At 62.7% G+C, this 22541-nt stretch carries 21 protein-coding genes and 1 tRNA gene; 4 read left to right on the top strand and 18 right to left on the bottom strand.

What is annotated here, in order from left to right; genetic code table 11:
- Nucleotides 1-158 precede the first annotated feature (158 nt).
- Nucleotides 159-234, bottom strand: a tRNA-Phe gene (locus tag AC22G6_RS08150).
- A gap of 150 nt (nucleotides 235-384) precedes the next feature.
- Here AC22G6_RS08150 and AC22G6_RS08145 point away from each other — a divergent pair.
- Nucleotides 385-1038, top strand: a complete 654-nt coding sequence (locus AC22G6_RS08145) for a response regulator transcription factor (protein ID WP_108950812.1) — start codon at nucleotides 385-387, stop codon at nucleotides 1036-1038.
- A gap of 3 nt (nucleotides 1039-1041) precedes the next feature.
- Entirely contained in the window at nucleotides 1042-2454 is a 1413-nt protein-coding gene (locus AC22G6_RS08140; protein WP_487366365.1) for a sensor histidine kinase, read from the top strand.
- A gap of 96 nt (nucleotides 2455-2550) precedes the next feature.
- Here AC22G6_RS08140 and AC22G6_RS08135 read toward each other — a convergent pair whose 3' ends face one another.
- The 8 genes from AC22G6_RS08135 to AC22G6_RS08100 all read right to left on the bottom strand — a co-directional run bounded on the left by AC22G6_RS08135 (nucleotide 2551) and on the right by AC22G6_RS08100 (nucleotide 12145).
- On the bottom strand, nucleotides 2551-4269 hold the full coding sequence (locus AC22G6_RS08135; RefSeq protein ID WP_487366364.1) for a cation acetate symporter: 1719 nt from the start codon (nucleotides 4267-4269) through the stop codon (nucleotides 2551-2553).
- The gene (locus AC22G6_RS08130) at nucleotides 4266-4574 is read right to left on the bottom strand and encodes a DUF485 domain-containing protein (RefSeq protein ID WP_487366363.1); all 309 of its coding nucleotides are present in this window, start codon (nucleotides 4572-4574) and stop codon (nucleotides 4266-4268) included. The genes AC22G6_RS08135 and AC22G6_RS08130 overlap by 4 nt, the downstream gene beginning before the upstream one ends.
- A gap of 173 nt (nucleotides 4575-4747) precedes the next feature.
- Nucleotides 4748-6232: a sensor histidine kinase N-terminal domain-containing protein gene (locus tag AC22G6_RS08125; protein ID WP_487366362.1), complete on the bottom strand. Its 1485-nt coding sequence runs from the start codon at nucleotides 6230-6232 to the stop codon at nucleotides 4748-4750.
- Nucleotides 6207-6893, bottom strand: a complete 687-nt coding sequence (locus AC22G6_RS08120) for a response regulator transcription factor (RefSeq protein ID WP_108950807.1) — start codon at nucleotides 6891-6893, stop codon at nucleotides 6207-6209. The genes AC22G6_RS08125 and AC22G6_RS08120 overlap by 26 nt, the downstream gene beginning before the upstream one ends.
- Before the next feature lie 325 nt (nucleotides 6894-7218).
- A complete protein-coding gene (gene groL / locus AC22G6_RS08115; protein WP_108950806.1) occupies nucleotides 7219-8871 on the bottom strand; it encodes a chaperonin GroEL in 1653 nt (550 codons plus the stop codon).
- A 53-nt stretch (nucleotides 8872-8924) separates the two neighbouring features.
- Nucleotides 8925-9215 (bottom strand): co-chaperone GroES, encoded by a 291-nt coding sequence (groES, locus tag AC22G6_RS08110; RefSeq protein WP_108950805.1) that lies wholly within the window; start codon nucleotides 9213-9215, stop codon nucleotides 8925-8927.
- Between the two features lie 181 nt (nucleotides 9216-9396).
- A complete protein-coding gene (locus tag AC22G6_RS08105) occupies nucleotides 9397-11058 on the bottom strand; it encodes an autotransporter assembly complex protein TamA (RefSeq protein ID WP_487366361.1) in 1662 nt (553 codons plus the stop codon).
- An 85-nt stretch (nucleotides 11059-11143) separates the two neighbouring features.
- Nucleotides 11144-12145, bottom strand: a complete 1002-nt coding sequence (locus AC22G6_RS08100) for a class 1 fructose-bisphosphatase (protein WP_487366360.1) — start codon at nucleotides 12143-12145, stop codon at nucleotides 11144-11146.
- 172 nt (nucleotides 12146-12317) lie between these two features.
- Between AC22G6_RS08100 and AC22G6_RS08095 the strand changes: the two genes are divergently transcribed.
- Nucleotides 12318-13580 (top strand): D-amino acid dehydrogenase, encoded by a 1263-nt coding sequence (locus AC22G6_RS08095; protein ID WP_487366359.1) that lies wholly within the window; start codon nucleotides 12318-12320, stop codon nucleotides 13578-13580.
- A gap of 27 nt (nucleotides 13581-13607) precedes the next feature.
- Here AC22G6_RS08095 and AC22G6_RS08090 read toward each other — a convergent pair whose 3' ends face one another.
- Entirely contained in the window at nucleotides 13608-14102 is a 495-nt protein-coding gene (locus AC22G6_RS08090; RefSeq protein WP_487366358.1) for a bacteriohemerythrin, read from the bottom strand.
- 182 nt (nucleotides 14103-14284) lie between these two features.
- Between AC22G6_RS08090 and AC22G6_RS08085 the strand changes: the two genes are divergently transcribed.
- Nucleotides 14285-15472 carry a glycosyltransferase gene (locus AC22G6_RS08085; RefSeq protein WP_487366357.1) on the top strand — a complete coding sequence of 396 codons (1188 nt, stop codon included), beginning with the start codon at nucleotides 14285-14287 and terminating at the stop codon, nucleotides 15470-15472.
- 11 nt (nucleotides 15473-15483) lie between these two features.
- Here AC22G6_RS08085 and AC22G6_RS08080 read toward each other — a convergent pair whose 3' ends face one another.
- The 8 genes from AC22G6_RS08080 to dnaX form a co-directional block, all read right to left on the bottom strand.
- Entirely contained in the window at nucleotides 15484-15954 is a 471-nt protein-coding gene (locus AC22G6_RS08080; protein ID WP_487366356.1) for a ClpXP protease specificity-enhancing factor, read from the bottom strand.
- A gap of 70 nt (nucleotides 15955-16024) precedes the next feature.
- Nucleotides 16025-16621 carry a glutathione S-transferase N-terminal domain-containing protein gene (locus AC22G6_RS08075; RefSeq protein WP_108950798.1) on the bottom strand — a complete coding sequence of 199 codons (597 nt, stop codon included), beginning with the start codon at nucleotides 16619-16621 and terminating at the stop codon, nucleotides 16025-16027.
- Nucleotides 16622-16728: 107 nt separating this feature from the next.
- Nucleotides 16729-17469 carry a cytochrome c1 gene (locus AC22G6_RS08070; protein WP_487366355.1) on the bottom strand — a complete coding sequence of 247 codons (741 nt, stop codon included), beginning with the start codon at nucleotides 17467-17469 and terminating at the stop codon, nucleotides 16729-16731.
- Entirely contained in the window at nucleotides 17466-18734 is a 1269-nt protein-coding gene (locus tag AC22G6_RS08065; protein WP_108950796.1) for a cytochrome b, read from the bottom strand. Before AC22G6_RS08065 ends, AC22G6_RS08070 begins: the two co-directional genes overlap by 4 nt.
- Nucleotides 18735-18737: 3 nt before the next feature.
- On the bottom strand, nucleotides 18738-19331 hold the full coding sequence (gene petA, locus AC22G6_RS08060) for a ubiquinol-cytochrome c reductase iron-sulfur subunit (RefSeq protein WP_487366354.1): 594 nt from the start codon (nucleotides 19329-19331) through the stop codon (nucleotides 18738-18740).
- Nucleotides 19332-19517: 186 nt separating this feature from the next.
- Complete coding sequence (gene recR / locus AC22G6_RS08055; protein WP_487366353.1) at nucleotides 19518-20111, bottom strand: recombination mediator RecR; 594 nt, start codon at nucleotides 20109-20111, stop codon at nucleotides 19518-19520.
- A gap of 5 nt (nucleotides 20112-20116) precedes the next feature.
- Entirely contained in the window at nucleotides 20117-20440 is a 324-nt protein-coding gene (locus tag AC22G6_RS08050) for a YbaB/EbfC family nucleoid-associated protein (RefSeq protein WP_108950793.1), read from the bottom strand.
- A gap of 30 nt (nucleotides 20441-20470) precedes the next feature.
- Nucleotides 20471-22501 (bottom strand): DNA polymerase III subunit gamma/tau, encoded by a 2031-nt coding sequence (dnaX, locus tag AC22G6_RS08045; RefSeq protein WP_487366352.1) that lies wholly within the window; start codon nucleotides 22499-22501, stop codon nucleotides 20471-20473.
- Nucleotides 22502-22541: the final 40 nt, after the last annotated feature.

Genomic DNA, 22541 nt, shown 5'->3' with positions numbered 1-22541 from the left:
TCTTGTCGTCCGGCATGAATCCGCATTCTCTCTCATCCGGGTGGTAGAAAGCATTGGAGAAAGGCGACAGATTCACCAGCAAGACTTCCACGCGGACTTCCCAGTCGTGAACGCAAAAACGCCGACCACATGGATCGGCGTTTTTGCTTGCAATGCTTTGGTGGCCAGTCGCGGAATCGAACCACGGACACGCGGATTTTCAATCCGCTGCTCTACCAACTGAGCTAACTGGCCAACGAGGAGCGCATTATAGCGGAAGATTTTCCCGCGTCAATGCAAAATCGCATTCAAATTCACTTGCCCCCTCTCCAGATGCCTGCGTGCCGTGTCAGCACAGCGTGCTGGTGCTGCGTTAGACCGTGACCGACTCACCTTGAGACAATCATGCGCGTACTACTGGTCGAAGACGACCCCGAGCTGTCAGACGGCATCGCCAGTTTTCTGCGCGGCCAGGGCGATACCGTCATGCAGGAGAGCGACGGGATGCGCGCGGATCAGCTGCTGCAGGCGGAGTCCGTTGATTTTGCGCTGGTCGACGTCGGCCTTCCCGGGCTTGGCGGCTATGAGCTGGTGCGACGCATTCGGAGCCGCCAGCAGGCGGTTCCGGTGATGCTGATCACCGCACGCGATGCGCTCGACGACCGCATCTACGGCCTCGACCTTGGCGCCGACGACTATCTGGCCAAGCCATTCCAGCTTGCAGAGCTCACAGCGCGGATGCGGGCTGTACTGCGGCGAGGCAAGTATGCGACGACCCAGTCGATTGCCTTTGGCCCCCTGACGCTCGACCTTGACGGCAGACTGGCTGCGCTGAACGGCGAACCGCTGAACCTCACCGCACGCGAATGGACGCTGCTTGAAGCGCTTGCGGCAGCCGACGGGCGCACCGTACCCAAGGACCACCTGCAGGCAGACGCCAGCGGCAATGCAGTCGAGGTGTACATCTCGCGCCTGCGCCCCCGCCTCGAGCCTGCGGGCCTGCTGATCCGCACGGTGCGCGGCTTCGGCTACAGGCTGGAACTCGGCCCCGGCCACTAGGCCATGCAGATCAGCCTTTACCGGCGCCTGCTGCAGAATTTTGCCGGCCCCACCTTCCTGCTGCTGGTCACGGCCGGTGGCATCAGCTACGGCATCGCAAAGAGCGTGGTCGGTACCGCCTACGACCAGAACCTGATCAACCTCGCACACGGGGCGGCAAACCATGTCCTGCTGCGGGATGGGCAGATCGCGCTCGACCTCACGGGCGGCGCCGAGCAGGTTCTGCGGACGGACACCATCGACGACATCTACTTTCGTGTCAGAACCGGAACCGGAAGCATCCTGGGTGGTGATGCGGACCTGCCCTCACTCGGCAGTGAGCGCTCACGCAACGGCACAGGTGCAGCGGAGCTGCAGCCGAACGTCGAGAGCCTGCCCGCTCACCACTTGGCCGCGCCGCAGTTCTTCGACAGCCACTATCGCGACACGCCGATTCGTGCAGTCCGCCTGCAGCAGACCCTTGGTCACCACACCATCTACATTACCGTTGGCGAGACGCTGAACAAGCGCCAGCAGGCACTGGAGCGCCTGCTGCTTGGATTCGGATCGGCTGCGGTCATGCTGCTGGCTGCGGCCACGCTGGCCGTGCGCCTCGGCATTCCGTCCAGCCTGGCCCCATTGAAGCGACTCGAAGACGAACTGCGCGGGCGCACCGGAGCCGATCTTTCGCCCCTGTCGCCCGAGAGCGTGCCGCTCGAGATTCGCGAAGTCGTCCGCGCGCTCAACGCCCTGTTCGATCGCCTGCGCGCGGTCAATACCGGGCAGCGACAGTTTCTGCAGGACGCCGCACATCAACTGCGCACCCCGCTCGCTGGGCTGCAGATGCAGATTGAGCTGCTTGAGTCGCACCCTGAGGACGCCGCCGCACTGGCGCGGCTGAAACGCTCCGTTCAGCGCGTGACGCGCCTTGCCAACCAGTTGCTCGCGCTGGCACGCGCAGAAGCCGGGGCGCAACTGATGGTCAATGCATCGACGGTCGATTTCGCCCACCTGATCGACGACATGGTCGAGGAATGGCTGGAGAAAGCCGATGCACGCTCGATCGACCTCGGCATCGCGCGCGAACCGGTCTCCATCGTCGGCGACCCTACACTGCTGCGCGAACTGATCGCCAACCTGATGGACAACGCCTTGCGCTACACGCCCAACGGCGGCGAAGTCTCGCTGCGCTGTGCGGTGGCAGACGGGATGCTTGAACTTGAGGTCAGCGACACCGGCCCGGGGATTCCGGAGGGCAGGTGGGAAGCCGTCTTCGAGCGGTTCTACCGCCTGCCCGAAACGAGCCTGTCGGGAAGCGGCCTCGGACTGCCGATTGCCCGCGAGATTGCGCGCTGCCATCACGGCAGCATCAGGATCTCGGCCTCGCCGCGCGGCAAGGGCACGCGAGTCCAAGTCAGCTTGCCGCTGACACAGTAAGAAAAAAGGCTGCAGCGGGCATCGCCCACTGCAGCCTGCTGGCTCATTTCACGCTTACCGCGGCACCCTGCGGATGAGCGTATCTGTTAAAGCAGGTCAGTGACCGGAAGCCCCCGACGCACCGATGCCGGTCTCGGAGCGAACTTTCTGCGCCAGATAGCCCGCACGGTCGAGCTTCGCACGCTCGCTGTTGTCCAGCACCGAGAACAGCCAGATCCCGATGAAGCCTGCCGCCATCGAGAACAGCGCCGGCGAGGTGTAGGGGAAGAACGCCGAGCCCTTGGGGTTGCCCAGCGTGGCTTCCCACACTGACGGCGAAACCACCGTGAGCACCACCGCGGTCGTCAACCCGAGGAAGCCGCCGATCGCCGCACCACGCGTTGTGCAATCCTTCCACAGCACCGACATGAACAGCACCGGGAAGTTGGCCGATGCCGCGATCGCGAAGGCCAGTGACACCATGAAAGCGATGTTCTGCTTCTCAAAGGCAATCCCCAGCACCACGGCGACCGCACCCAGCGCAAGCGTGGTCATGCGCGACACGCGCAGCTCGGAAGCCGAGTCGGCGTTACCCTTCTTGAACACCGTGGCGTAAAGGTCGTGCGAGACGGCCGAAGCACCGGACAGCGTCAAACCGGCAACCACCGCCAGAATGGTGGCGAAAGCCACTGCGGAGATGAAGCCGAGGAACACGTTGCCACCCACCGCGTTGGCAAGGTGGATCGCCGCCATGTTGTTGCCGCCGATCAGGCCGCCCTTCGCGTCAAGGAAGCCCGGATTGGTCGACACCAGCACGATCGCGCCGAAACCGATGATGAAGGTCAGCACGTAGAAATAGCCGATCCAGGTGGTGGCCCAGAACACCGACTTGCGCGCTTCCTTTGCATCGGGAACGGTGAAGAAGCGCATCAGGATGTGCGGCAGACCAGCGGTGCCGAACATCAGCGCCATGCCGAAGGAGATCGCCGAAATCGGGTCCTTGATGAAAGACCCAGGCCCCATGATCGCCTGCCCGAGAATCCCCGCCTCCTCGATCGTCTTGCCTGCTGCCACGGCAGTCGTTGCCTTGACCTGAACCGATGCGGCAAACAGCGCTTCCGGCGAGAAGCCGTACTGCGCCATCACCATGAAGGCCATGAAGGACGCGCCGGCCAGCAGCAGGCAGGCCTTGATGATCTGCACCCAGGTGGTCGCCGTCATGCCGCCGAACAACACATAGACCATCATCAGCGCGCCAACGATGACCACCGCCATCCAGTACTCGAGGCCGAACAACAGCTTGATCAACTGGCCCGCGCCGACCATCTGCGCGATCAGGTAGAAGGACACCACCACCAGCGTACCGGATGCGGCAAAGGCCCGGATCGGGGTTTGCTTGAAGCGGTAGGCGGCAACGTCGGCGAAGGTGAACTTGCCCAGGTTGCGCAGCCGCTCTGCCATCAGAAAGGTGATCACCGGCCAGCCCACAAGAAAGCCGATCGAGTAGATCAGACCGTCGTAGCCGCTCGCCATCACCGCGGCCGAGATACCGAGGAAGGACGCGGCCGACATGTAGTCACCGGCAATCGCCAGACCATTCTGAAAGCCGGTGATGCCGCCACCTGCGGTGTAGAAGTCTGCAGCGGACTTGGTCTTGGCCGCTGCCCACTTGGTGATGAACAGGGTCAGCACCACAAAGCCACCGAACATGCTGATTGCAGTCCAGTTGGTGGCCTGTTTTTCGGCCTGCCCGAGGTCGCCACCGGCCGCCAGCGCGGCCACGGACAGCAGGGCAAGCGCAAGGCCGCCCAGAATATTGAGATGGCGGGCGTTCATTTGCCTGCCTCCCTGACGACTTCTTCGGTCAGCTTGTCGAACTCGGAGTTCGCACGGCGCACGTAGATGCCCGTGATGATGATGGTGAAGACGATCACCCCGAAACCCACCGGGATGCCAACAGTCATTACACCCTCGCCCAGACGGGCCGCGAACAGCTCCTTGTCGAAAGCGATGATCGCGATGTAGCCGTAGTAGACGACCATCATGATCGCCGTCAGCAACCAGCCAAATTTCGAGCGCGTACTCACCAGGCGCTGATATTTCGGGTTGGCAATAATCCTTGCCACCGAATCGTTTTCCATGTCTCCCCCTCCACGCGGGCGTTGATCGCACCGGACATGTGCCCGGCCAGCCACAAGGTAGTGAGACAGACTTACGACGAGCTTACGAAAACTGTTTTTTATTCTTTTATATCAATAGCTTACTAATTTCTTAATCCTGACTGAACGCGACATTGACAATCGGCATCGCACGCTCAGCCCAACGGATAGTAGTCGCCATGCACGGGCGGCGGCAGCTGCAGCTGGTTGCGCGGAAAGACGACCTGCGCGACGGTCCCCTGCCCCGCCGGATTGGGGCTCAGGCTGACCGTGGCGCGATGCAGCTCGGCAATCTCGCGCACGATGGGCAACCCCAGCCCCGAACCGTCCGCGCCGCTGCCCAGCACCCGATAGAAGCGCTCGAATACGCGCTCGCGATCCGCCTCGGGGATACCCTCGCCGGTGTCCTCGACTTCGAAAATCGGCGCGCCGGCGTGACGGGTGCGTGCAGTCACGCTGCCACCGCGCGGGGTGTACTTGATGGCGTTGTCCATCAGGTTCTTGACCATCTCGCGCAACAGCACCGGGTTGCCCTCGACCAGCATGCCCTGCCCGCTGCTCTCCACCCCCAGATCGATGCCCTTGGCAAGCGCGCGCGGGAAGAGATCCTGCCCCACCTCACGCACCATCGCTTCGACATCGACCGGCTCGACCGCGTAGAGCTTCTCGAAGCTGGCCTCGGCGCGGGCAAGCGAAAGCAGCTGGTTGATCAGGTGCCCGGCGCGCTCGGTGCTATCGGCAATCTGCGTCAGCGAATTGCGCAGTTGCTCGGGATCGCTCTCAAGCAGTGCCAGCTCGGTCTGCATGCGCAAACCGGTCAGTGGCGTGCGCATCTGGTGCGCGGCATCGGCAATGAAGCGTTGTTGCGCCTGCAGGTTCTCTTCAAGACGCGCCATCATGTCGTTGAAGGCGATGATCAGCGGCCGCACCTCCTCCGGGACGCTGGCGGGCACGATCGGCGACAGGTCGGTCGGACGCCGTCGCCGGATCAGGCTTTGCAGGCGGTTGAGCGGCGCAATCCCGCGCGTCAGCCCCACCCACACCAGCACCACGGCCAGCGGAATGATCGCGAACTGCGGCAGCAGCACCCCGGTCACCACCCGCGAGGCGAGGTCAGAGCGCTTGTTGCGGGTTTCGGCAACCTGCACCAGCACCAGCGGACTGGCAGGCTCCGGCCAGGCACGCAGGAACTGATACGCGACCCTCACCTCCTCGCCATGGATGACCTCGTCGCGGTAACGCACCTCCTCACCCAGCACCGACGCAGGCGGCGCCACCCAGGGGATCTCGCGGTCACCGGTGATGGTCTCGCCCCCCTGGTCGGCGACCTGGTAATAGACGGTGTCGTCCTGATCGGCCCTGAACAGGGCTCGCGGTGGCGCCGGAAAATGCACCACCACCTTGCCGTCCTCCACCTTGACCAGCCGCGCTAACGCGCGCGCACTGTCGGCCAGCGCACGGTCGTAGGGCTGATTGGCGATGTTGTCCGCAACGTTGTGGGTGACGATGATGGAAATCGGCCACAGGAACAGCAAGGGCGCGAGCAACCAGTCGAAGATTTCGCCGAACAGTGAGTTGGGCTGTCCGGAAGCGCGCTGCCCGCTCGGCTTCCGGTCAGCCTTTCGCAGCCGGGACAGCATCCGGATTTTCCAGGCAATAGCCCAGACCGCGAACGGTCACGATACGGACGCCACTATCCTCGAGCTTCTTTCGGAGTCGATGCACATAGACCTCGATTGCGTTGCTCGACACTTCCTCACCCCAGCCGCACAGGTGGTCCACCAGCTGGTCCTTGCTCACCAGCCGCCCGACCCGCAGGATGAAGACCTCCAGCAATCCGACCTCACGCGCGGAGAGTTCGACCATCTGGCCATTGATCTTGACCACATGGTCGGCCTGATCGTACGTCAGGTTGCCCACCTCGATGCAGCGCGGCTGGCCGGTACCGCGCCGGGTATGGGCACGCACACGGGCTTCGAGTTCGGGCAAGGCGAAGGGCTTGGTCATGTAGTCGTCCGCGCCCGCATCCAGGCCGCGCACACGATCCTCGACACCGTCCTGCGCGGTGAGGATCAGGACCGGTATTGCAGACTTGCGCCCCCGCAATCGTTTGAGCACCTCGATTCCTGGCAGCTTCGGGAGTCCAAGGTCGAGAATCAGCAGGTCGTAGGGCTGCGAAGCGAGCGCTGCATCCGCGTCTGCACCATTGGCGACATGGTCGATTGCATACCCGCCACGCTTGAGTGCCCTGCCGATTCCATCGGCGATGACTGGGTCATCTTCCGCTAGAAGAATGCGCATAGGATTCCGGATGTAAGTTGAATGTAAGCGGAACCCATTAAATTCAGCCCCGCTGTTCTCCTTTTACTCGGTCTTCGGGAACGCACGCGTTCAGCAGCGCACGCGTTCCGGGGAGCGTCGCGCTCATGGCGCCGATGCTCCCTGCCGTCTTTTCCTTTCTCCGCGATTATCCCACGCCTGAGTCATTGCGCGTAGCGCTTTGCTCCATGCGCGATTGCGCGCGCCCTTGCCCCGTGCCATTACGAGCTGGGGGCAGGACTCGACAGGCAAAAAAAAGCCCCGCCGAAGCGGGGCTCTTGAGCCGGACCGTAAGGTCAGCGGGCAATTACATGCCCATGCCGCCCATACCGCCCATACCACCCATGCCGCCCATGTCGGGCATGCCGCCACCAGCCTTGTCGTCGGCCAGTTCAGCAACCATGCAGTCGGTGGTGAGCATCAGGCCAGCAACCGAAGCTGCGTTCTGCAGCGCGGTGCGGGTCACCTTGGTGGGATCCAGCACGCCCATCTCGACCATGTCGCCGTACTCGCCGGTCGCAGCGTTGTAGCCGAAGTTGCCTTCACCTTCGGTCACGCGGTTCACCACCACCGAGGGCTCGTCACCCGCGTTGGCGACGATTTCGCGCAGCGGCTGCTCCATGGCGCGCAGCACGATCTTGATGCCTGCGTCCTGGTCATGGTTGTCACCCTTGAGGCCGGTGAGGTTGGCGCGAGCACGCAGCAGGGCAACGCCGCCGCCGGGAACGATACCTTCTTCAACAGCAGCACGGGTGGCGTGCAGTGCGTCTTCGACGCGCGCCTTCTTTTCCTTCATTTCGACTTCGGTCGCAGCGCCAACCTTGATCAGCGCAACACCGCCGGCCAGCTTGGCCACGCGCTCTTGCAGCTTCTCACGATCGTAGTCGGAGGTTGCTTCTTCGATCTGAACACGGATCTGCTTGACCCGTGCTTCGATGCGCTCACCGTCGCCGGCACCGTCGATGACGATGGTGTTTTCCTTGCCGACTTCGATCCGCTTGGCCTGGCCCAGCTCTTCCAGCGTGCACTTTTCGAGGGTCAGACCCACTTCTTCTGCGATCACCTGGCCGCCGGTCAGGACAGCGATGTCCTCCAGCATGGCCTTGCGACGGTCGCCAAAGCCCGGTGCCTTGACGGCGCAGGTCTTGAGGATGCCACGGATGTTGTTCACCACCAGGGTCGCCAGCGCTTCGCCATCGACATCTTCAGCGATGATCAGCAGCGGACGGCCAGCCTTGGCAACTTGCTCGAGTACCGGCAGCAGGTCACGGATGTTGGAGATCTTCTTGTCGAACAGCAGAACGAACGGGTTGTCGAGGATGGCAACCTGCTTGTCCGGGTTGTTGATGAAGTAGGGCGACAGGTAGCCGCGGTCGAACTGCATGCCTTCGACGACGTCGAGTTCGTTGGCGAGGCTCTTGCCGTCTTCAACGGTGATCACGCCTTCCTTGCCAACCTTGTCCATGGCGCGGGCGATGATCTCGCCGATGTCCGCGTCGGAGTTGGCGGAGATCGAACCGACCTGGGCGATTTCCTTGTTGGTCGAGCAGGGCTTCGACAGCTTCTTCAGCTCGTCGATGGTGGCGATGACCGCCTTGTCGATACCGCGCTTGAGGTCCATCGGGTTCATGCCGGCAGCAACGAACTTCATGCCTTCACGAACGATCGACTGAGCCAGCACGGTTGCCGTGGTGGTGCCGTCACCGGCGATGTCGGAGGTCTTGGAAGCAACTTCCTTGACCATCTGTGCGCCCATGTTTTCGAACTTGTCCTTCAGTTCGATTTCCTTGGCGACCGAAACACCGTCCTTGGTCACGGTCGGGGCGCCGAAGGAGCGCTCGAGCACGACGTTGCGACCCTTGGGGCCGAGGGTGACCTTGACCGCGTTGGCCAGGGTGTTGATACCAGCAACCATGCGCTCGCGCGCGGAATCACCGAACTTGACTTCTTTAGCAGCCATTCTTTAGAACTCCTGAATTATTTCGAATCGAGAATCGTGGGATTGCGGGAGGCTCAGCCTTCAACCACGCCCATGATGTCTTCTTCGCGCATGACGAGCAGCTCGTCGCCTTCGACCTTCACGGACTGGCCGGCGTACTTGCCGAACAGCACCTTGTCGCCCACCTTGACGGCCATCGGACGCACGTTGCCGTCGTCCAGGATCTTGCCGTTGCCGACAGCCAGCACTTCGCCCTGATCGGGCTTTTCACCGGCGGAATCGGGGATCACGATACCGCTGGCGGTCTTGCGTTCGGCTTCCAGACGCTTGACGATCACGCGATCGTGCAGGGGACGAATCTTCATCGAGTTCACTCCTTAGTACTGTTTAAACTGTGGCGGGACCATCCCGCCGGAAAATTCGCAGTGGTCACGGCTTGCGCCGGACTGTTAGCACTCACTGCCAACGAGTGCTAATAATAGGGGCGGGGTTTCGCTATTTCAAGAGCGGAGACGGAAGAAAATTTGCTGCGCCGCAGCGAACAGTTCAGAACGCGACCGCTACGCCAAAGTGCAGGCGCAGCCGGGCGTCGTCGTGGCCCCATGCGAGATCGATCGCCAGCGGACCTGCCGGACTGCGCCAGCGCGCACCCAGACCGTAGCCGGTGCGCAGTCGGAACTCACTGCGAGAGTCCGCGGCATCGCCGGCATCGACGAATGCCGCCACGCCCCAGTCGCGACGAAACCAATGCACGTACTCGCCACTGAGCGTTCCCAGATAGCGACCACCCACGGTTGCATCGCCTTCGGTCACGCCCAGGCTCTGATAGCCATAGCCCCGCACCGATTGCGAGCCGCCGGCGCGGAACAGGAAATCCTGCGGAATACCGTCGCGGGAAGGCGCCAGCGTGGCACCCAGCTCTCCGCGCAGGGTCACCATGTCGGCCTCGCCGATCGGAAAATAGTGCTGATAGCGGCCATAGAGGCGCACGAAGTCCTGCTCCGCAAGCGCGATACTCGAACCGCCGCCAATCTGCACCTCAAGGACGTGCCCGTGCCGCGGATCGAGAACGTTATCCACCGCCCGCTGCACCCAGGTCCAGTTTGCCGTCAGCGTTGTCAGGCTGGACGAATCAGCACCATCGGGATGCAGAGACTCATGCTGCAGCCGCAGGGCGATCTGGGTTTCGATATCCCCCCTAACGGTGGTCCGGCCGATACCGATCGCCTGACTTTCCGTCTTCAGCCCTTCAAGATCGCTGTTGTCGATCAACGCGCCGATGCTGTCGCGATGGCCGTCGGACGCAGGCGGAAAGAACAGATCGGCAAACACGGACTGGCGCAGTTGCTCAAGACGGACGCCCGATGACAGCTCCCATCCGCGCGAAAGAATATTGACGTCGCGATACGCAGCCTCGACCCGATAGCCGGTATTGCTCGATACACCGGCACCAAGACTCAGGCGCCGCGACTGGGCTTCAGCGACCTGCACACGCACGGGCACGGCAGCGGCCAGTGCCGGGTCACGCTCAATATCGACCACCACCGAGGCAAACTGGGGCGCGCCCTGCAATGCCTCCTGCAAGGCAAGCAGCGCGTCATGATCGTAGATGTCGCCTGCCTCGACCGTGCTGTAGCGCGTAACAAGGTCGGCCGGCAGGCGGCTCAGGCCAGTGACTGCGAGCTCGCCGAGCCTGAAGGTCGGGCCACTGTCGATCACGACCGACAACCCCACTTCGGTGCCGGCTTCATTGACTTCAGCGCGGGTACTCAACGTGCGCGCAGCAGCGTAACGGCGGCGACTCACCGCATCGAGCAACTGCTGCTTGGCACCATCCCATTCGGCCTGACGAAAGGGCTTGCCCACCGGCAAGGCCCAATTTTCGCGCAGGCTGTCACGCAAGGCTGCTGCCTCGGTATCACTCGCGCTCGCCAGTTCGCCTTCGAAGCCGATATCGACGGCGGTAATGGCGGCACGCACGCCAGGCTCCACGACCAGCGTCCATTTATCACCGCTACGCCGATCGAGCCTGACTTCGGGATTGAAGTAGCCTTCCGTGGAGAGCAGGTCGACGACTTCCCGCCGCGCACGACGCACCAGCGCGGTCTGATCGGGCCCGACCTCGGGCACCGTCAGCTCGGCCGACTTGAGTACGCGCACGTGTTGCCGCAGCAGTGTGCTGACGGCCTCCGGCGCCTCGAGCGCCACGCTGACGCGATCCTGTGCCCTGGCACCGCTCCCCCACAAGAGGAAACATCCCAGGGCCAGGAGGCTCAGCGCACGAAAAAGTGAATCAAGCTTCAAGATGATATGCAGTCACGCGTTCGACCTCGCTCTTCGAGCCGAGCACGACAGGCACACGCTGGTGCAGCTTGCTGGGCTTGATGTCGAGGATGCGCTCGCGCCCGGTAGTCGCTGCGCCACCGGCCTGTTCAATCAGCATGGCCATCGGATTGGCTTCGTACATGAGCCGCAGCTTGCCGCCCTGGGCACGGCATTTTTCGTCGAGCGGATACATGAAGATGCCGCCTCGGGTCAGCACACGGTGCACGTCAGCCACCATCGATGCCACCCAGCGCATGTTGAAATCAACACCACGAGGGCCGGCCTTGCCGTCCTGCAGCTCGGCGATATAACGCTGAACCGGCGCCTCCCAGTGGCGGGCGTTGGACGCATTGATGGCGTATTCGCGGGTTTCCTCGGGCACCGTCATGTAAGGGGTGGTGTAGACGAAGCTGCCCATCTCGCGATCGAGCGTGAAGGCGTGAACGCCCTTGCCCACCGTCAGCACCAGTTGGGTGGAGGGGCCGTAGATCGCATAGCCGGCGGCCACCTGCTCGCTGCCCGGCTGCATGAAGCTTTCCTCGGTCGGATCGCCCTCGCCCTCGGGGTTGCGCAGCACCGAAAAGATCGTGCCCACCGTGACGTTGATGTCGATGTTTGACGAACCGTCGAGCGGGTCGAACATCAGCAGATAGCCGCCCTTGGGGAAATCGAACGGGATCTGATGCACGGTTTCGACCTCTTCGGACGCCATCGCCGCAAGGTGGCCACCCCATTCGTTGGCCTGAAGCAGGATCTCGTTGGCAATCACGTCGAGCTTCTTCTGCGCCTCGCCCTGCACGTTGTCCGTGCCGGCCTCACCCAGCACGCCGGCGAGCGCCCCTTTGGACACGTTGACACCGATTGCCTTGCAGGCGCGAGCCACGACCTCGAGCAAGAGCCGCAGATCGGCCGATACGCGTCCGGCGCGCTGCTGCTCGATCAGGAATTGGGTAAGGGTGACGCGACGCATGTGCAAAACTCCCGGAGACGGATGATTGAAGATGTCAGACCCGATTATCCCGTTTCCGCGACGTCTGCGCACCACGAGATGCACACTGGCGGTTATCATTTACGGCTTGGCGGTTCGCTGCCCTGCCCCGGACACGTACCGGGCAGTCTTTCTGGAGCACATAAGCCAAGTTATGCATGTGATGGTTCTCGGCGCCGGCATCACCGGCGTCACCACGGCCTGGTACCTGAAGCAGGCGGGGTTCGAGGTCAGCGTGATAGACCGCCAGCCGCAGGCCGGACAGGAAACGAGCTTTGCCAATGGCGGTCAGATCTCGGTCAGTCATCCCGAGCCTTGGGCCAACCCTGCGGCACCTTTCCTGGCGCTGCGCTGGCTCGGCCGGGATGACGCTCCGCTGCGCTTCAGCCCTCAGGCAAGCCTTGACCAGTGGCGTTGGGCACTGTCCTTTCTGCATGAGTGTCTGCCGTGGCGCACGCAGCGCAACACCGAGGCGATTGCAGCGCTTGCCATCCACAGTCAGCGCGAGCTGCATCGGGTACGCGCAGCCGCCGGCATCGGGAACGACTACGATGCGCGCGAGCAGGGCATTCTTCACCTGTTTTTCAGCGTCAGGGATTTCGCACATGCACCGGCACGCGCCGAGCATCTGATGCGACTCGGCATTGACGTCCGGGTGTGCTCAGCCGCCGAATGCCTTGCAATCGAGCCCGCGCTCGCCGCCCTTGCGCCGACACTCGCGGGCGGTCTGCATGCACCCGGCGACGAGAACGGCGACGCGATGCGTTTTACCAGCGCGCTGGCGAAGGTGCTCGCACGCGACGGTGTGCAGTTCCACTATCAGACGACAATCGAGCGTCTGACCCACACTGGCGGCCTGATCGACGGTGTCGAGGTACGTGACAGCGAAGGGCGGGCTGGCACCCTCACCGCCAACGCCTATGTGGTGTGCATGGGCAGCTTCAGCCCGCTCATCGTGCACTCGCTTGGCGAGCGCCTGCCGATCTATCCGGTGAAGGGCTATTCGATCACGGCGCCGGTTGCAGATCCCGCGCGGGCTCCGCAGGTCAGCCTGACCGATGAATCCCGCCGCATCGTCTGCTCCCGGCTCGGCGACCGGCTGCGTATCGCCGGCACCGCCGAACTCAACGGCTTTGATCTCACGATCGATCCCGCACGCGGACGTGCGATTCTGGACTGGGCCCGCACACGTCTGCCCGGCGCCATTGACCCGGCTCAGGCGAAACTGTGGACCGGGCTGCGCCCCGCCACCCCGAGCAACCTGCCCATCATCGGCAAGGGGCGCGGCGTCAACCTCTGGTACAACACCGGCCACGGCACGCTGGGCTGGACCCTGGCCTGCGGCTCGGCCGAGATTCTCGCTGGCCTGATGCACGGTCGCGCACCAACCGTGCCCTTCCCCGTCCGGCGCCCCTGACACAGCGGGCGCATCGCGGGGGGTGGCTTACACCTTCTCCGCGTCCGCCCGGGGAGGTGCAGACGTGCAGGCACAACTGCCTGCCGGTGCACTCCCGCTGCAGTCACCCTCAGGCGGCGAGATCACACCGGTCTCGACATCGAAGCCGATACTGTCCAGATGGAAGACCAGCGCGGCATCCATGCCATTGACGTGATTGTCGAACCAGGCAGGCAACTCCTCCATCAGCCGCTTTCCCAGAAACGCATCACCACGCTCGAGACGATTGCGTACGTCACGCATCACGACCAGGACACGGTCGTGCTCGGCCCGATGGCAGCCGGGAAAATTCACCTGCTCCATCCAGCGATTTTCCTGATCGAAATGTGCTTCGGTGTGGGCGATGAAGTCATCGAGGCGTGCCAGAAAGTGCTCGGGCGCGGCCTCGACAACGGCGTTGTAGTGGCTCACGAACTCCTCGTGGGTCTGGTCCATCTTTCCGAGACCGAGCTGAAGCTGCTCGTTCCATTGCATCAGTGCCATCCTTGCATTCTCCTGAACATCGGCCCGCACGGGCCTTGCTGTGCCGCTTTATAACGCAGAATCGTCACCGGTCCGATGCTGTCGGTCAACCACATACTGTAAAAACCCTTCCGCTCCAGGACTCTGCAATGAAGCGGTCATCGGGAAACGCTAGATTGGGCTGACGACAACCGGCGCAGACCATGAACATCCTGATGATTTCAGATGTGTTCTTTCCCCGCATCAATGGGGTCAGCACATCGATAGAGACGTTCCGCAACTCTCTCAAGGCACGCGGCATCCGCTCCACGCTCATTGCCCCTGCCTACCCTCAGCACAGCACCAGCAGCGCAGGCGACATCATCCGGATCCCCTCGCGCTTCATCCCGCTAGACCCCGAGGATCGCATGATGCAGCGTGCTGCGATCCGCGACCAGATCGCAGCCTTGCAGGGACAGCGCTTCGATCTGGTGCACATCCACACGCCCTTCGTTGCGCACTACGCCGGACTCGAACTGGCGAAGGCGCTCGACCTTCCCTGCGTCGCCACGTATCACACGTTTTTTGAGGAATACCTCTTTCACTACGTACCCTTCGTGCCCCGCGCATGGCTGCGCGGCGCGGCACGACGCTTCTCGCGCCAGCAGTGCAACGAACTCGACGCCGTCATCGTGCCCTCGCGGGCGATGGCCGATACGCTTGCGGCCTATGGCGTGAGCACGCCGGTGCACATCCTCCCCACCGGAATTCCGGAACACCAGTTTCATGGTGGCGACGGCTGTCACTTTCGTCAGCGCTACGACATCCCCAAGAGTCGGCGCCTGCTGCTCTTTGTCGGCCGGGTCGCACACGAGAAGAACATCGGCTTTCTCATCGACATGGTCGGTGAGCTGCGCAGGACCGAGCCCGCGGCAATGCTGCTCATTACCGGAGAAGGTCCTGCGCTGAGCAGCCTGCGCACCAAGGTCGAACGTGCGGGCCTCGGCGAGCACATCCGTTTCCTCGGCTACCTCGACCGTCACAACGAACTGCACGACTGCTATCGGGCCGCAGATCTCTTTGTATTTGCGTCGCGCACCGAAACACAGGGGCTTGTGCTGCTGGAAGCGATGGCACTGGGCACGCCGGTGGTGGCCCTCGCCGAAATGGGGACCGTGGATATCCTGGCGCCACAGCAGGGCTGCAGGATCGCGCCGAACAATCCGGCCCGCTTTGCGGAGATCGTCGGCCAACTGCTGAACGATCGCAGGCAACTGCAGCGACTGGGGAGCGATGCGCGGGACTATGCGCAGCAGTGGCACACAGAGGAGATGAGTCGGCGACTCGGCGCGCTCTACGAAACGTGGGTCACAGATCACCGGCGTCAGGCGGCGCAGCTGAGCGTCGCCTGACGCGGTGGGTATTACTTGACGATCTTGAGATGGCCGCCACGAGGGGGCGGCGGACGATCGTCACCGGACTTGGGCGACTCGGACGGCTCGGGCGATGCCTCGGGCTCGGGTGCAAGCTCGAGCCCCGTCACATCGGCGTCATCCGCCGCATCCTCTTCGAACGGCTCACCATCATCGATGTCCGCCTCGAACGCCATGCCCTGCCCGTTCTCGCGCGCATAGACGGCAAGAACATTGCTCATCGGAATCAGGATGTGTTGCACCGAGCCGTTGAAACGCGCCTGAAAGCTGATCGACTCATTGTCCATCGACAGCTTGTTGGTCGCGTCTGACCCGACGTTGAGCACGATCTGACCGTCCTTGGCGTAGCCGGGTGGCACGCGGGTGCTGGAATCGACCCGGGCGGCAAGGTAGGGCGTGAAGCCCTGATCAGAACACCATTCGTAGATGGCACGAACCAGGTAAGGCTTGGTGGATACCATGTCTTGCGTGTCCTAAGTTCCGCCCGACCGGACCGCACAATACTGCGTGACCGGTCGAAGCGTCGTCATGTCAGCGCCGCATTACCTTCTCGGACGGCGTCAGCGCGTCGATGAAACCCTGACGGCTGAAAATGCGCTCGGCGTACTTCATCATCGGAGCAGCCGCTTTCGGCAGTTCGATTCCGTAGTGCTCAAGGCGCCACAGCAAGGGCGCGATCGCCACGTCCAGCATGGAGAACTCGTCACCCAGCATGAACTTCTGCTTGGTGAAGATCGGTGCCAGCTGGGTCAGGTGGTCGCGCACATGCGCGCGGGTCTTGTCCACGCCCTTCTGGTTGGCCTCGAGTGCGGCGATGTGAGCAAACAGCTCGTGTTCGAACGTATGCAGCAGTTGCCGCGCCCGCGCACGCAGGATGGGATCCGGCGGCATCAACTGCGGATGCGGGAAGCGCTCGTCGATATATTCATTGATGATGTTCGACTCGTACAGCACGAGATCGCGATCCACCAGCACCGGCACGCGGCCGTACGGGTTGATGATCGCAAGGTCTTCGGGCTTGTTGTAGAGGTCGACATCGATCACCTCGAAATCCATGCCCTTCTCGAAGAGCACGATCCGGCAACGGTGACTGAAGGGATCGGTCGTACCGGAATAAAGATTCATCATGATGTTGCGACTCCGGATGCAAAAAACAAAAGCGCACCACGCATTGATTTGCGCGGTGCGTCTGGAGGGAAACGAGTGTCAGGCCTTGCGGCCAGTCACCGATCCGCTCAATGAATATCCTTCCAGTAGTTCTTCTTCAGCGCGAACGCCAGAACGAACAGACCTGCAAGGAAGGCAAGCACAACCATGCCGATGGTCTTTCGCTTCTCGGCAACGGGTTCTCCCATCCAGACAATGTAGGACACGAGATCCGCGATGGCATTGTCGTACTCTTCGGCGGTCAGCTTGCCCGGCTTGACCAGCTCAAGCGTCGAACCATGCTCGCCGGCCTTCGCCACCTGCTCACCCTGAAGCTCCCACAGCACGTGCGGCATACCGACGTTCGGGAAAACCAGGTTGTTCCAGCCCGTCGGACGGTTCGGGTCACGATGGAACTGACGCAGGTAGGTATAGAGCCAGTCAGCGCCGCTGCCGAACTCGGAAGCACGGGCACGTGCAACCAGGGTCAGGTCGGGAGGCGCTGCGCCAAACCACTGCTTGGCCTCCTCACGGCGCATCGCGATCTTCATCAGATCGCCGGTCTTATCACCGGTGAACATCAGATTGTCGCGAATCGACTCCTCGGACAGCCCGATGTCCTGCAGCCTGTTGTAGCGCAGGAAAGAGGCACCGTGGCAGTTCAGACAGTAATTGACGAAGAGCTTGGCGCCGTGCTGCAGCGCAGCCGGCTCCGTGCTCACCGGCGCCTTGTCGAGGTGCAGGACAGCACCGGCAGCCATCGCCATTGCCGGCGCAAACAGCACCACGGCAGCAGCACGCTTGATGAAACTGATTACACGCGATTTCATTTGAAAGTCACCCTTTCCGGTTCGGGTTTGCACTTGTCGAGCTTGCTGTACCACGGCATGGCCAGGAAGAAGGCGAAGTACAGGACCGAGCAGATCTGCGAAACCAGGGTACGGCCCGGGGTCGGCGGGAGCACGCCCAGGTAACCGAGAATGGCGAAGCAGACCACGAAAATCGCAACAGCGCTCTTGAAGATCACACCCTTGTAGCGCATCGACTTGACCGGGCTGCGGTCCAGCCACGGCAGGAAGGCGATGATCACCACCGATGCGCCCATCGCCACCACGCCCCAGAACTTGGCGTCGAGACCGAACAGCGGATAGGTCACGGCACGCAGGATCGAGTAGAACGGCGTGAAGTACCACACCGGCGCGATGTGCGGCGGAGTCACCAGCGGGTCGGCCGGCAGGAAGTTGTTGAACTCGAGGAAGTAGCCACCTGCTTCAGGCGCAAAGAACACCACTGCGCTGAAGAAGAACAGGAAGGCCACCACGCCGACGATGTCCTTCACCGTGTAGTACGGATGGAAGGGAATGCCGTCGAGCGGGATGCCGTTGGCGTCCTTCTTCTTCTTGATTTCCACACCGTCCGGGTTGTTGGAGCCGACTTCGTGCAGCGCCACGATATGGGCAGCAACGAGGCCGATCAGCACCAGCGGCACGGCAATGACGTGGAAGGAGAAGAAGCGGTTCAGGGTGGCGTCCGAAACGACGAAGTCACCACGAATCACCAGCGACAGGTCAGGTCCGATCAGCGGAATGGCCGAGAACAGGTTAACGATCACCTGTGCGCCCCAGAACGACATCTGCCCCCATGGCAACAGATAGCCCATGAATGCTTCGGCCATCAGCACCAGGAAAATCAGGGTGCCGAAGATCCAGATCAGTTCGCGCGGCTTGCGATACGAGCCATAGAGCAGACCGCGGAACATGTGGAGATAGACCACGATGAAGAACGCGGAGGCCCCGGTCGAATGCAGGTAGCGGATGATCCAGCCACCCGGCACATCACGCATGATGTACTCGACGCTGGCAAAGGCCACCGGCACACCGGCGGCGTTCAGCGAGGCATCGGGCTTGTAGTGCATGACCAGGAAGATGCCGGTCACGATCTGGATCACCAGCACCATGAGCGCGAGCGAGCCGAAGAAATACCAGAAGTTGAAGTTCTTCGGTGCGTAGTACTCGGTCAGGTGACCCTTGATCGACGAGGTCAGCGGAAAACGCTCATCGACCCAGTTCAGCAAGGCTTGAGATTTGGTCGTCATCACTTACGCCTTTCCGTCGTCGCCAACGAGGATAGTGGTGTCCGCAAGGTACTTGTGCGGCGGAATTTCGAGGTTGTCCGGCGCCGGCATGCTCTTGTACACGCGGCCAGCCAGATCGAACATCGAACCGTGACAGGGGCACAGGAAGCCGCCCGGCCAGTCAGCAGACATGCCTGCTTCCGCGCCCGGCTTGAACTTCTCCGACGGCGAGCAACCAAGGTGCGTACAGATACCGACCGCGACCAGAAACTCCGGCTTGATCGAACGGTGCTGGTTCTTTGCGTACTCGGGCTGCTGCTGCTTCTCCGAACCCGGGTCGCTGAGGTTGGGTTCGGCCTTTTCAAGCGCCTCCAACATCTCGGGGGTGCGACGGAGCACCCAGACCGGCTTGCCGCGCCATTCGACCGTCATCATCTCGCCCGGAGCGAGCTTGCCCACATCCACCTCAACCGGCGCGCCTGCTGCCTTTGCGCGCTCGGACGGCGTCAGACTGGCAACGAACGGCACTGCCGTCGCCACGGCGGCTGCGCCACCTACGGCAGACGTTGCCAGCAACAATGTGCGGCGACCGCTGTCCATCTTTTGTTCAACGCTCATGACCCTCTTCCCAGTATGGAAAACGAAAGACCTGGATACAAAAACCCAAGGATTATAGCGAACTCACTGCAACAGAGAAAGCCATAGACCGCTCAAGACCTTGAGCAGTCAAGGATTTCAAGCCCTTGCGCACAACGGAAGAGGCCGCAAAGCCCACACCGATGCCGCGGCGCACAATTTCGAGCCTCAGAGGCCCCGTCGCTCGACGAGCGCCTGGGCGATCGTGCCAATGTCGGTATGCTCAAGCTCGCCGCCCACCGGCACACCGCGCGACAGCCTGCTCACGGACAGTCCGCGCGCACTTAGCAAGGTGGCAAGTGTATGCGCGGTCGCCTCACCTTCGTTGGTGAAATTGGTGGCAAGAATCACTTCCCGCACACTGCCATCGCCCGCCCTGGCAAGCAGCTTGTCGAGCTTCAGTTCGCGCGGGCCGACACCGTCCAGCGGCGACAGGCGCCCCATGAGGACGTAATAGAGCCCGTTGTAGGACTGCGTCTGCTCGATCATCGCAAGATCGGCAGGCATCTCGACCACGCACAGCAGACTGGCATCACGCCGCGGACTGGCGCAGCGCTGGCACACAGCCTCTTCGGTGAAGGTGTTGCAGCGATCGCAATGACGCAGCACTTCGAGTGCATGACCCATCGCACGCGCCAGGCGGCCTGCGCCCCGCTGATCACGCTGCAACAGGTGGTAGGCCATGCGCTGCGCCGACTTGGGGCCAACCCCGGGCAGGCAACGCAGGGCGTCGATCAGTTCGTCAAGACTCGAAGGCTGCATTGATTTCAGAACGGCAGCTTGAATCCGGGCGGCAGGTTCAGGCCCGAGGTAAACCCGGCCATGCGTTCCTGAGTGGTGCTCTCGACCTTGCGTACGGCGTCATTGACGGCCGCAGCGACGAGATCCTCGAGCATTTCCTTGTCGTCCATGACCGAGTCGTCGATCGAGACCCGGCGCACATCGTACTTGCAGGTCATGACGACCTTGACCATGCCGGCACCCGACTGGCCGTCGACTTCGACGCTGGCCAGCTGGTCCTGCATTTTCTTCATGTTTTCCTGCATCTGCTGGGCCTGTTTCATCAGGCCTCCGAGACCGCCTTTCATCATGGTGACAACTCCCCAAAGTGAGATGGATGGTTAGAAGGGTTTGACTGTGGCTTCGACCAGCGTGGCATCGAAGCGCTCGATCAGTTCGCGCACGAAGGGGTCGCTCTCGAGTGCAGCCACAGCGACTGCATGGCGCGCTCGGCGCTCGATCTCGTCACGCTGCGCAGGCGTCTCCCCGGTGATTGCACCGACATCGACCCGGATTCTGAGTGGGCGCGACAGCGCGGATGCAAGCAGATCCTGCACGCGCTCGACCGCAGCGCGGTTCATGTCGAGCAGATGGCGATGGGTGTCGGACAGGCGCAGGACCAGCAGGTCATCGACACACTCGACCCACTCGCAGTGCTGCGCAAGCTCACGCACCAGCCCGCCGATCCCCAGCAGCCGGACCACCATGCGCCAGTCACCGGCGGCGAATGCGGCAGCCAGGTCGGCATCGCCCTGGGTATCGCGCGGCACGGGGGCTGCTGCCGGCGCAGCGGGCACGACGATCGGCGACTCCGGCGCAGGCGTGCGCGCGGGCGTCTCGGAACGCGCAGCCGCATTGCCCGCCGGCGCGACTGGCTCAGCGGGGGCCGCGTCTGCCTCGTCATCGAAGGCATTGGCGCCTCCCGAATACGCATCGTCATGCATCAACGCCTCGGGCGGCAGATCCTCCCACGGTGCAAGGTCGCGGCTGGGCGGTTTTGGCTTTGGCTCCGGCTTTGACTCGACCTTCGGCCTGAATTCGGCTTGCGGCTCGGGCCTGCTCTCGACCGCTGCGGCCATGGCGCGCGGCATGGCAGGCGGGGGCGAAGCCGGCACCGGCTGAGGCGCTGGCAACGGAGCGGCACTACGCTCGGCGACAGGGGCAGCAGATGAAGCGGGCGTCGCAGTCGCAGCCGGACGCGATTCAGTCCCCGCCGAAAGCGGTGGAACCGTTCTCGCCTCGCCGCTGCCGCCGCTCCCCGCAAGCGCAGGAGAGCCCATCGCAGCAGGCTGATCAGGACGGAACGCGTGCAAACGCAACAGCGTCATGCTGAAGCCGGTGTATTCGTCAGGCGCCAGCGCCAGCTCGTCGCGGCCGTGAATCGCAATCTGGTACGCCAGCTGGAGAAACTCGGCATCGAACTTTTCGGCATGCGGCGCGAGACGCTGACGCTCTACGTCGTCGGAAATCGCGCCAGGCGCGAACTGAAACAGCGCGATGCGACCGAGCATCGACGCCAGCGCCTGCAGCGCGGCATCGAAAGAAAGACTGCGCGCCTCCATGCCGTCGGCGACCACAAGCATCGCGGCGACATCACCCGCTGCGAGCGCATCGAGCAATGCATGCAGGTGATCGTCGCCAACCGTGCCGAGCATGTGCGTGACCGGCTCCTCGAGCACTTTCCCCGCGCCGTGTGCAATGGCCTGATCGAGCAGCGACAGCGCGTCGCGCATCGAACCGTTTGCCGCCTTGGCAATATGGCGCAGCGCGCCGGGCTCGAACACAACCTCTTCGGCCGCAAGCACACCCGACAGATGGTCAACGATACTGCCCTGCGGCATCTGCTTCAGGTTGAACTGCAGACAGCGCGACAACACGGTGACCGGAATCTTCTGCGGATCGGTCGTCGCCAGAATGAACTTGACGTGCTCCGGCGGCTCTTCGAGCGTCTTCAGCATCGCATTGAAGGCATGCCCGGTGAGCATGTGCACTTCGTCGATCATGTAGACCTTGTAGCGCCCCTGCACCGGCGCATAGACCGCCTTGTCCAGCAAGGCCGCCATGTCGTCGACACCGCGATTGGACGCGGCATCCATCTCGACGTAGTCGGGGAAGCGGTCGGCATCGATCGCCCGACAGGCGTCACACACGCCGCACGGTTCGGCGGTGATACCGGTCTCGCAGTTGAGCGCCTTGGCAAGAATGCGCGAAATGGTGGTCTTTCCCACCCCCCGCGTTCCCGTAAACAACCAGGCGTGATGCAGCCTGCCGGTGGTCAGCGCGTGCGAAAGCGCACGGACCACATGCTCCTGTCCAACCAGCGTACCGAAGGACTTCGGCCGCCATTTACGTGCGAGAACCTGATAGCTCATGGGCAGCGATTCTATCAGAGCAACCCCGGCTCTCCGGGAG

Source organism: Parazoarcus sp. PS-13 R2A, assembly GCF_057621855.1.
This window is presented reverse-complemented; position numbering and strand designations above follow the sequence as displayed.

What these genes read in the sequence shown, in the direction of transcription:
- groL (WP_108950806.1), bottom strand. Translation starts at nt 8,871, where the DNA reads ATGGCTGCTAAAGAAGTCAAGTTCGGTGATTCCGCGCGCGAGCGCATG.
- AC22G6_RS08100 (WP_487366360.1), bottom strand. Translation starts at nt 12,145, where the DNA reads ATGCGTCGCGTCACCCTTACCCAATTCCTGATCGAGCAGCAGCGCGCC.
- AC22G6_RS08085 (WP_487366357.1), top strand. Translation starts at nt 14,285, where the DNA reads ATGAACATCCTGATGATTTCAGATGTGTTCTTTCCCCGCATCAATGGG.
- AC22G6_RS08145 (WP_108950812.1), top strand. Translation starts at nt 385, where the DNA reads ATGCGCGTACTACTGGTCGAAGACGACCCCGAGCTGTCAGACGGCATC.
- AC22G6_RS08125 (WP_487366362.1), bottom strand. Translation starts at nt 6,232, where the DNA reads ATGCTGTCCCGGCTGCGAAAGGCTGACCGGAAGCCGAGCGGGCAGCGC.
- AC22G6_RS08050 (WP_108950793.1), bottom strand. Translation starts at nt 20,440, where the DNA reads ATGATGAAAGGCGGTCTCGGAGGCCTGATGAAACAGGCCCAGCAGATG.
- AC22G6_RS08140 (WP_487366365.1), top strand. Translation starts at nt 1,042, where the DNA reads ATGCAGATCAGCCTTTACCGGCGCCTGCTGCAGAATTTTGCCGGCCCC.
- AC22G6_RS08080 (WP_487366356.1), bottom strand. Translation starts at nt 15,954, where the DNA reads ATGGTATCCACCAAGCCTTACCTGGTTCGTGCCATCTACGAATGGTGT.
- AC22G6_RS08095 (WP_487366359.1), top strand. Translation starts at nt 12,318, where the DNA reads ATGCATGTGATGGTTCTCGGCGCCGGCATCACCGGCGTCACCACGGCC.
- AC22G6_RS08065 (WP_108950796.1), bottom strand. Translation starts at nt 18,734, where the DNA reads ATGACGACCAAATCTCAAGCCTTGCTGAACTGGGTCGATGAGCGTTTT.
- dnaX (WP_487366352.1), bottom strand. Translation starts at nt 22,501, where the DNA reads ATGAGCTATCAGGTTCTCGCACGTAAATGGCGGCCGAAGTCCTTCGGT.
- petA (WP_487366354.1), bottom strand. Translation starts at nt 19,331, where the DNA reads ATGAGCGTTGAACAAAAGATGGACAGCGGTCGCCGCACATTGTTGCTG.
- recR (WP_487366353.1), bottom strand. Translation starts at nt 20,111, where the DNA reads ATGCAGCCTTCGAGTCTTGACGAACTGATCGACGCCCTGCGTTGCCTG.
- groES (WP_108950805.1), bottom strand. Translation starts at nt 9,215, where the DNA reads ATGAAGATTCGTCCCCTGCACGATCGCGTGATCGTCAAGCGTCTGGAA.
- AC22G6_RS08130 (WP_487366363.1), bottom strand. Translation starts at nt 4,574, where the DNA reads ATGGAAAACGATTCGGTGGCAAGGATTATTGCCAACCCGAAATATCAG.
- AC22G6_RS08070 (WP_487366355.1), bottom strand. Translation starts at nt 17,469, where the DNA reads ATGAAATCGCGTGTAATCAGTTTCATCAAGCGTGCTGCTGCCGTGGTG.
- AC22G6_RS08120 (WP_108950807.1), bottom strand. Translation starts at nt 6,893, where the DNA reads ATGCGCATTCTTCTAGCGGAAGATGACCCAGTCATCGCCGATGGAATC.
- AC22G6_RS08090 (WP_487366358.1), bottom strand. Translation starts at nt 14,102, where the DNA reads ATGGCACTGATGCAATGGAACGAGCAGCTTCAGCTCGGTCTCGGAAAG.
- AC22G6_RS08135 (WP_487366364.1), bottom strand. Translation starts at nt 4,269, where the DNA reads ATGAACGCCCGCCATCTCAATATTCTGGGCGGCCTTGCGCTTGCCCTG.
- AC22G6_RS08075 (WP_108950798.1), bottom strand. Translation starts at nt 16,621, where the DNA reads ATGATGAATCTTTATTCCGGTACGACCGATCCCTTCAGTCACCGTTGC.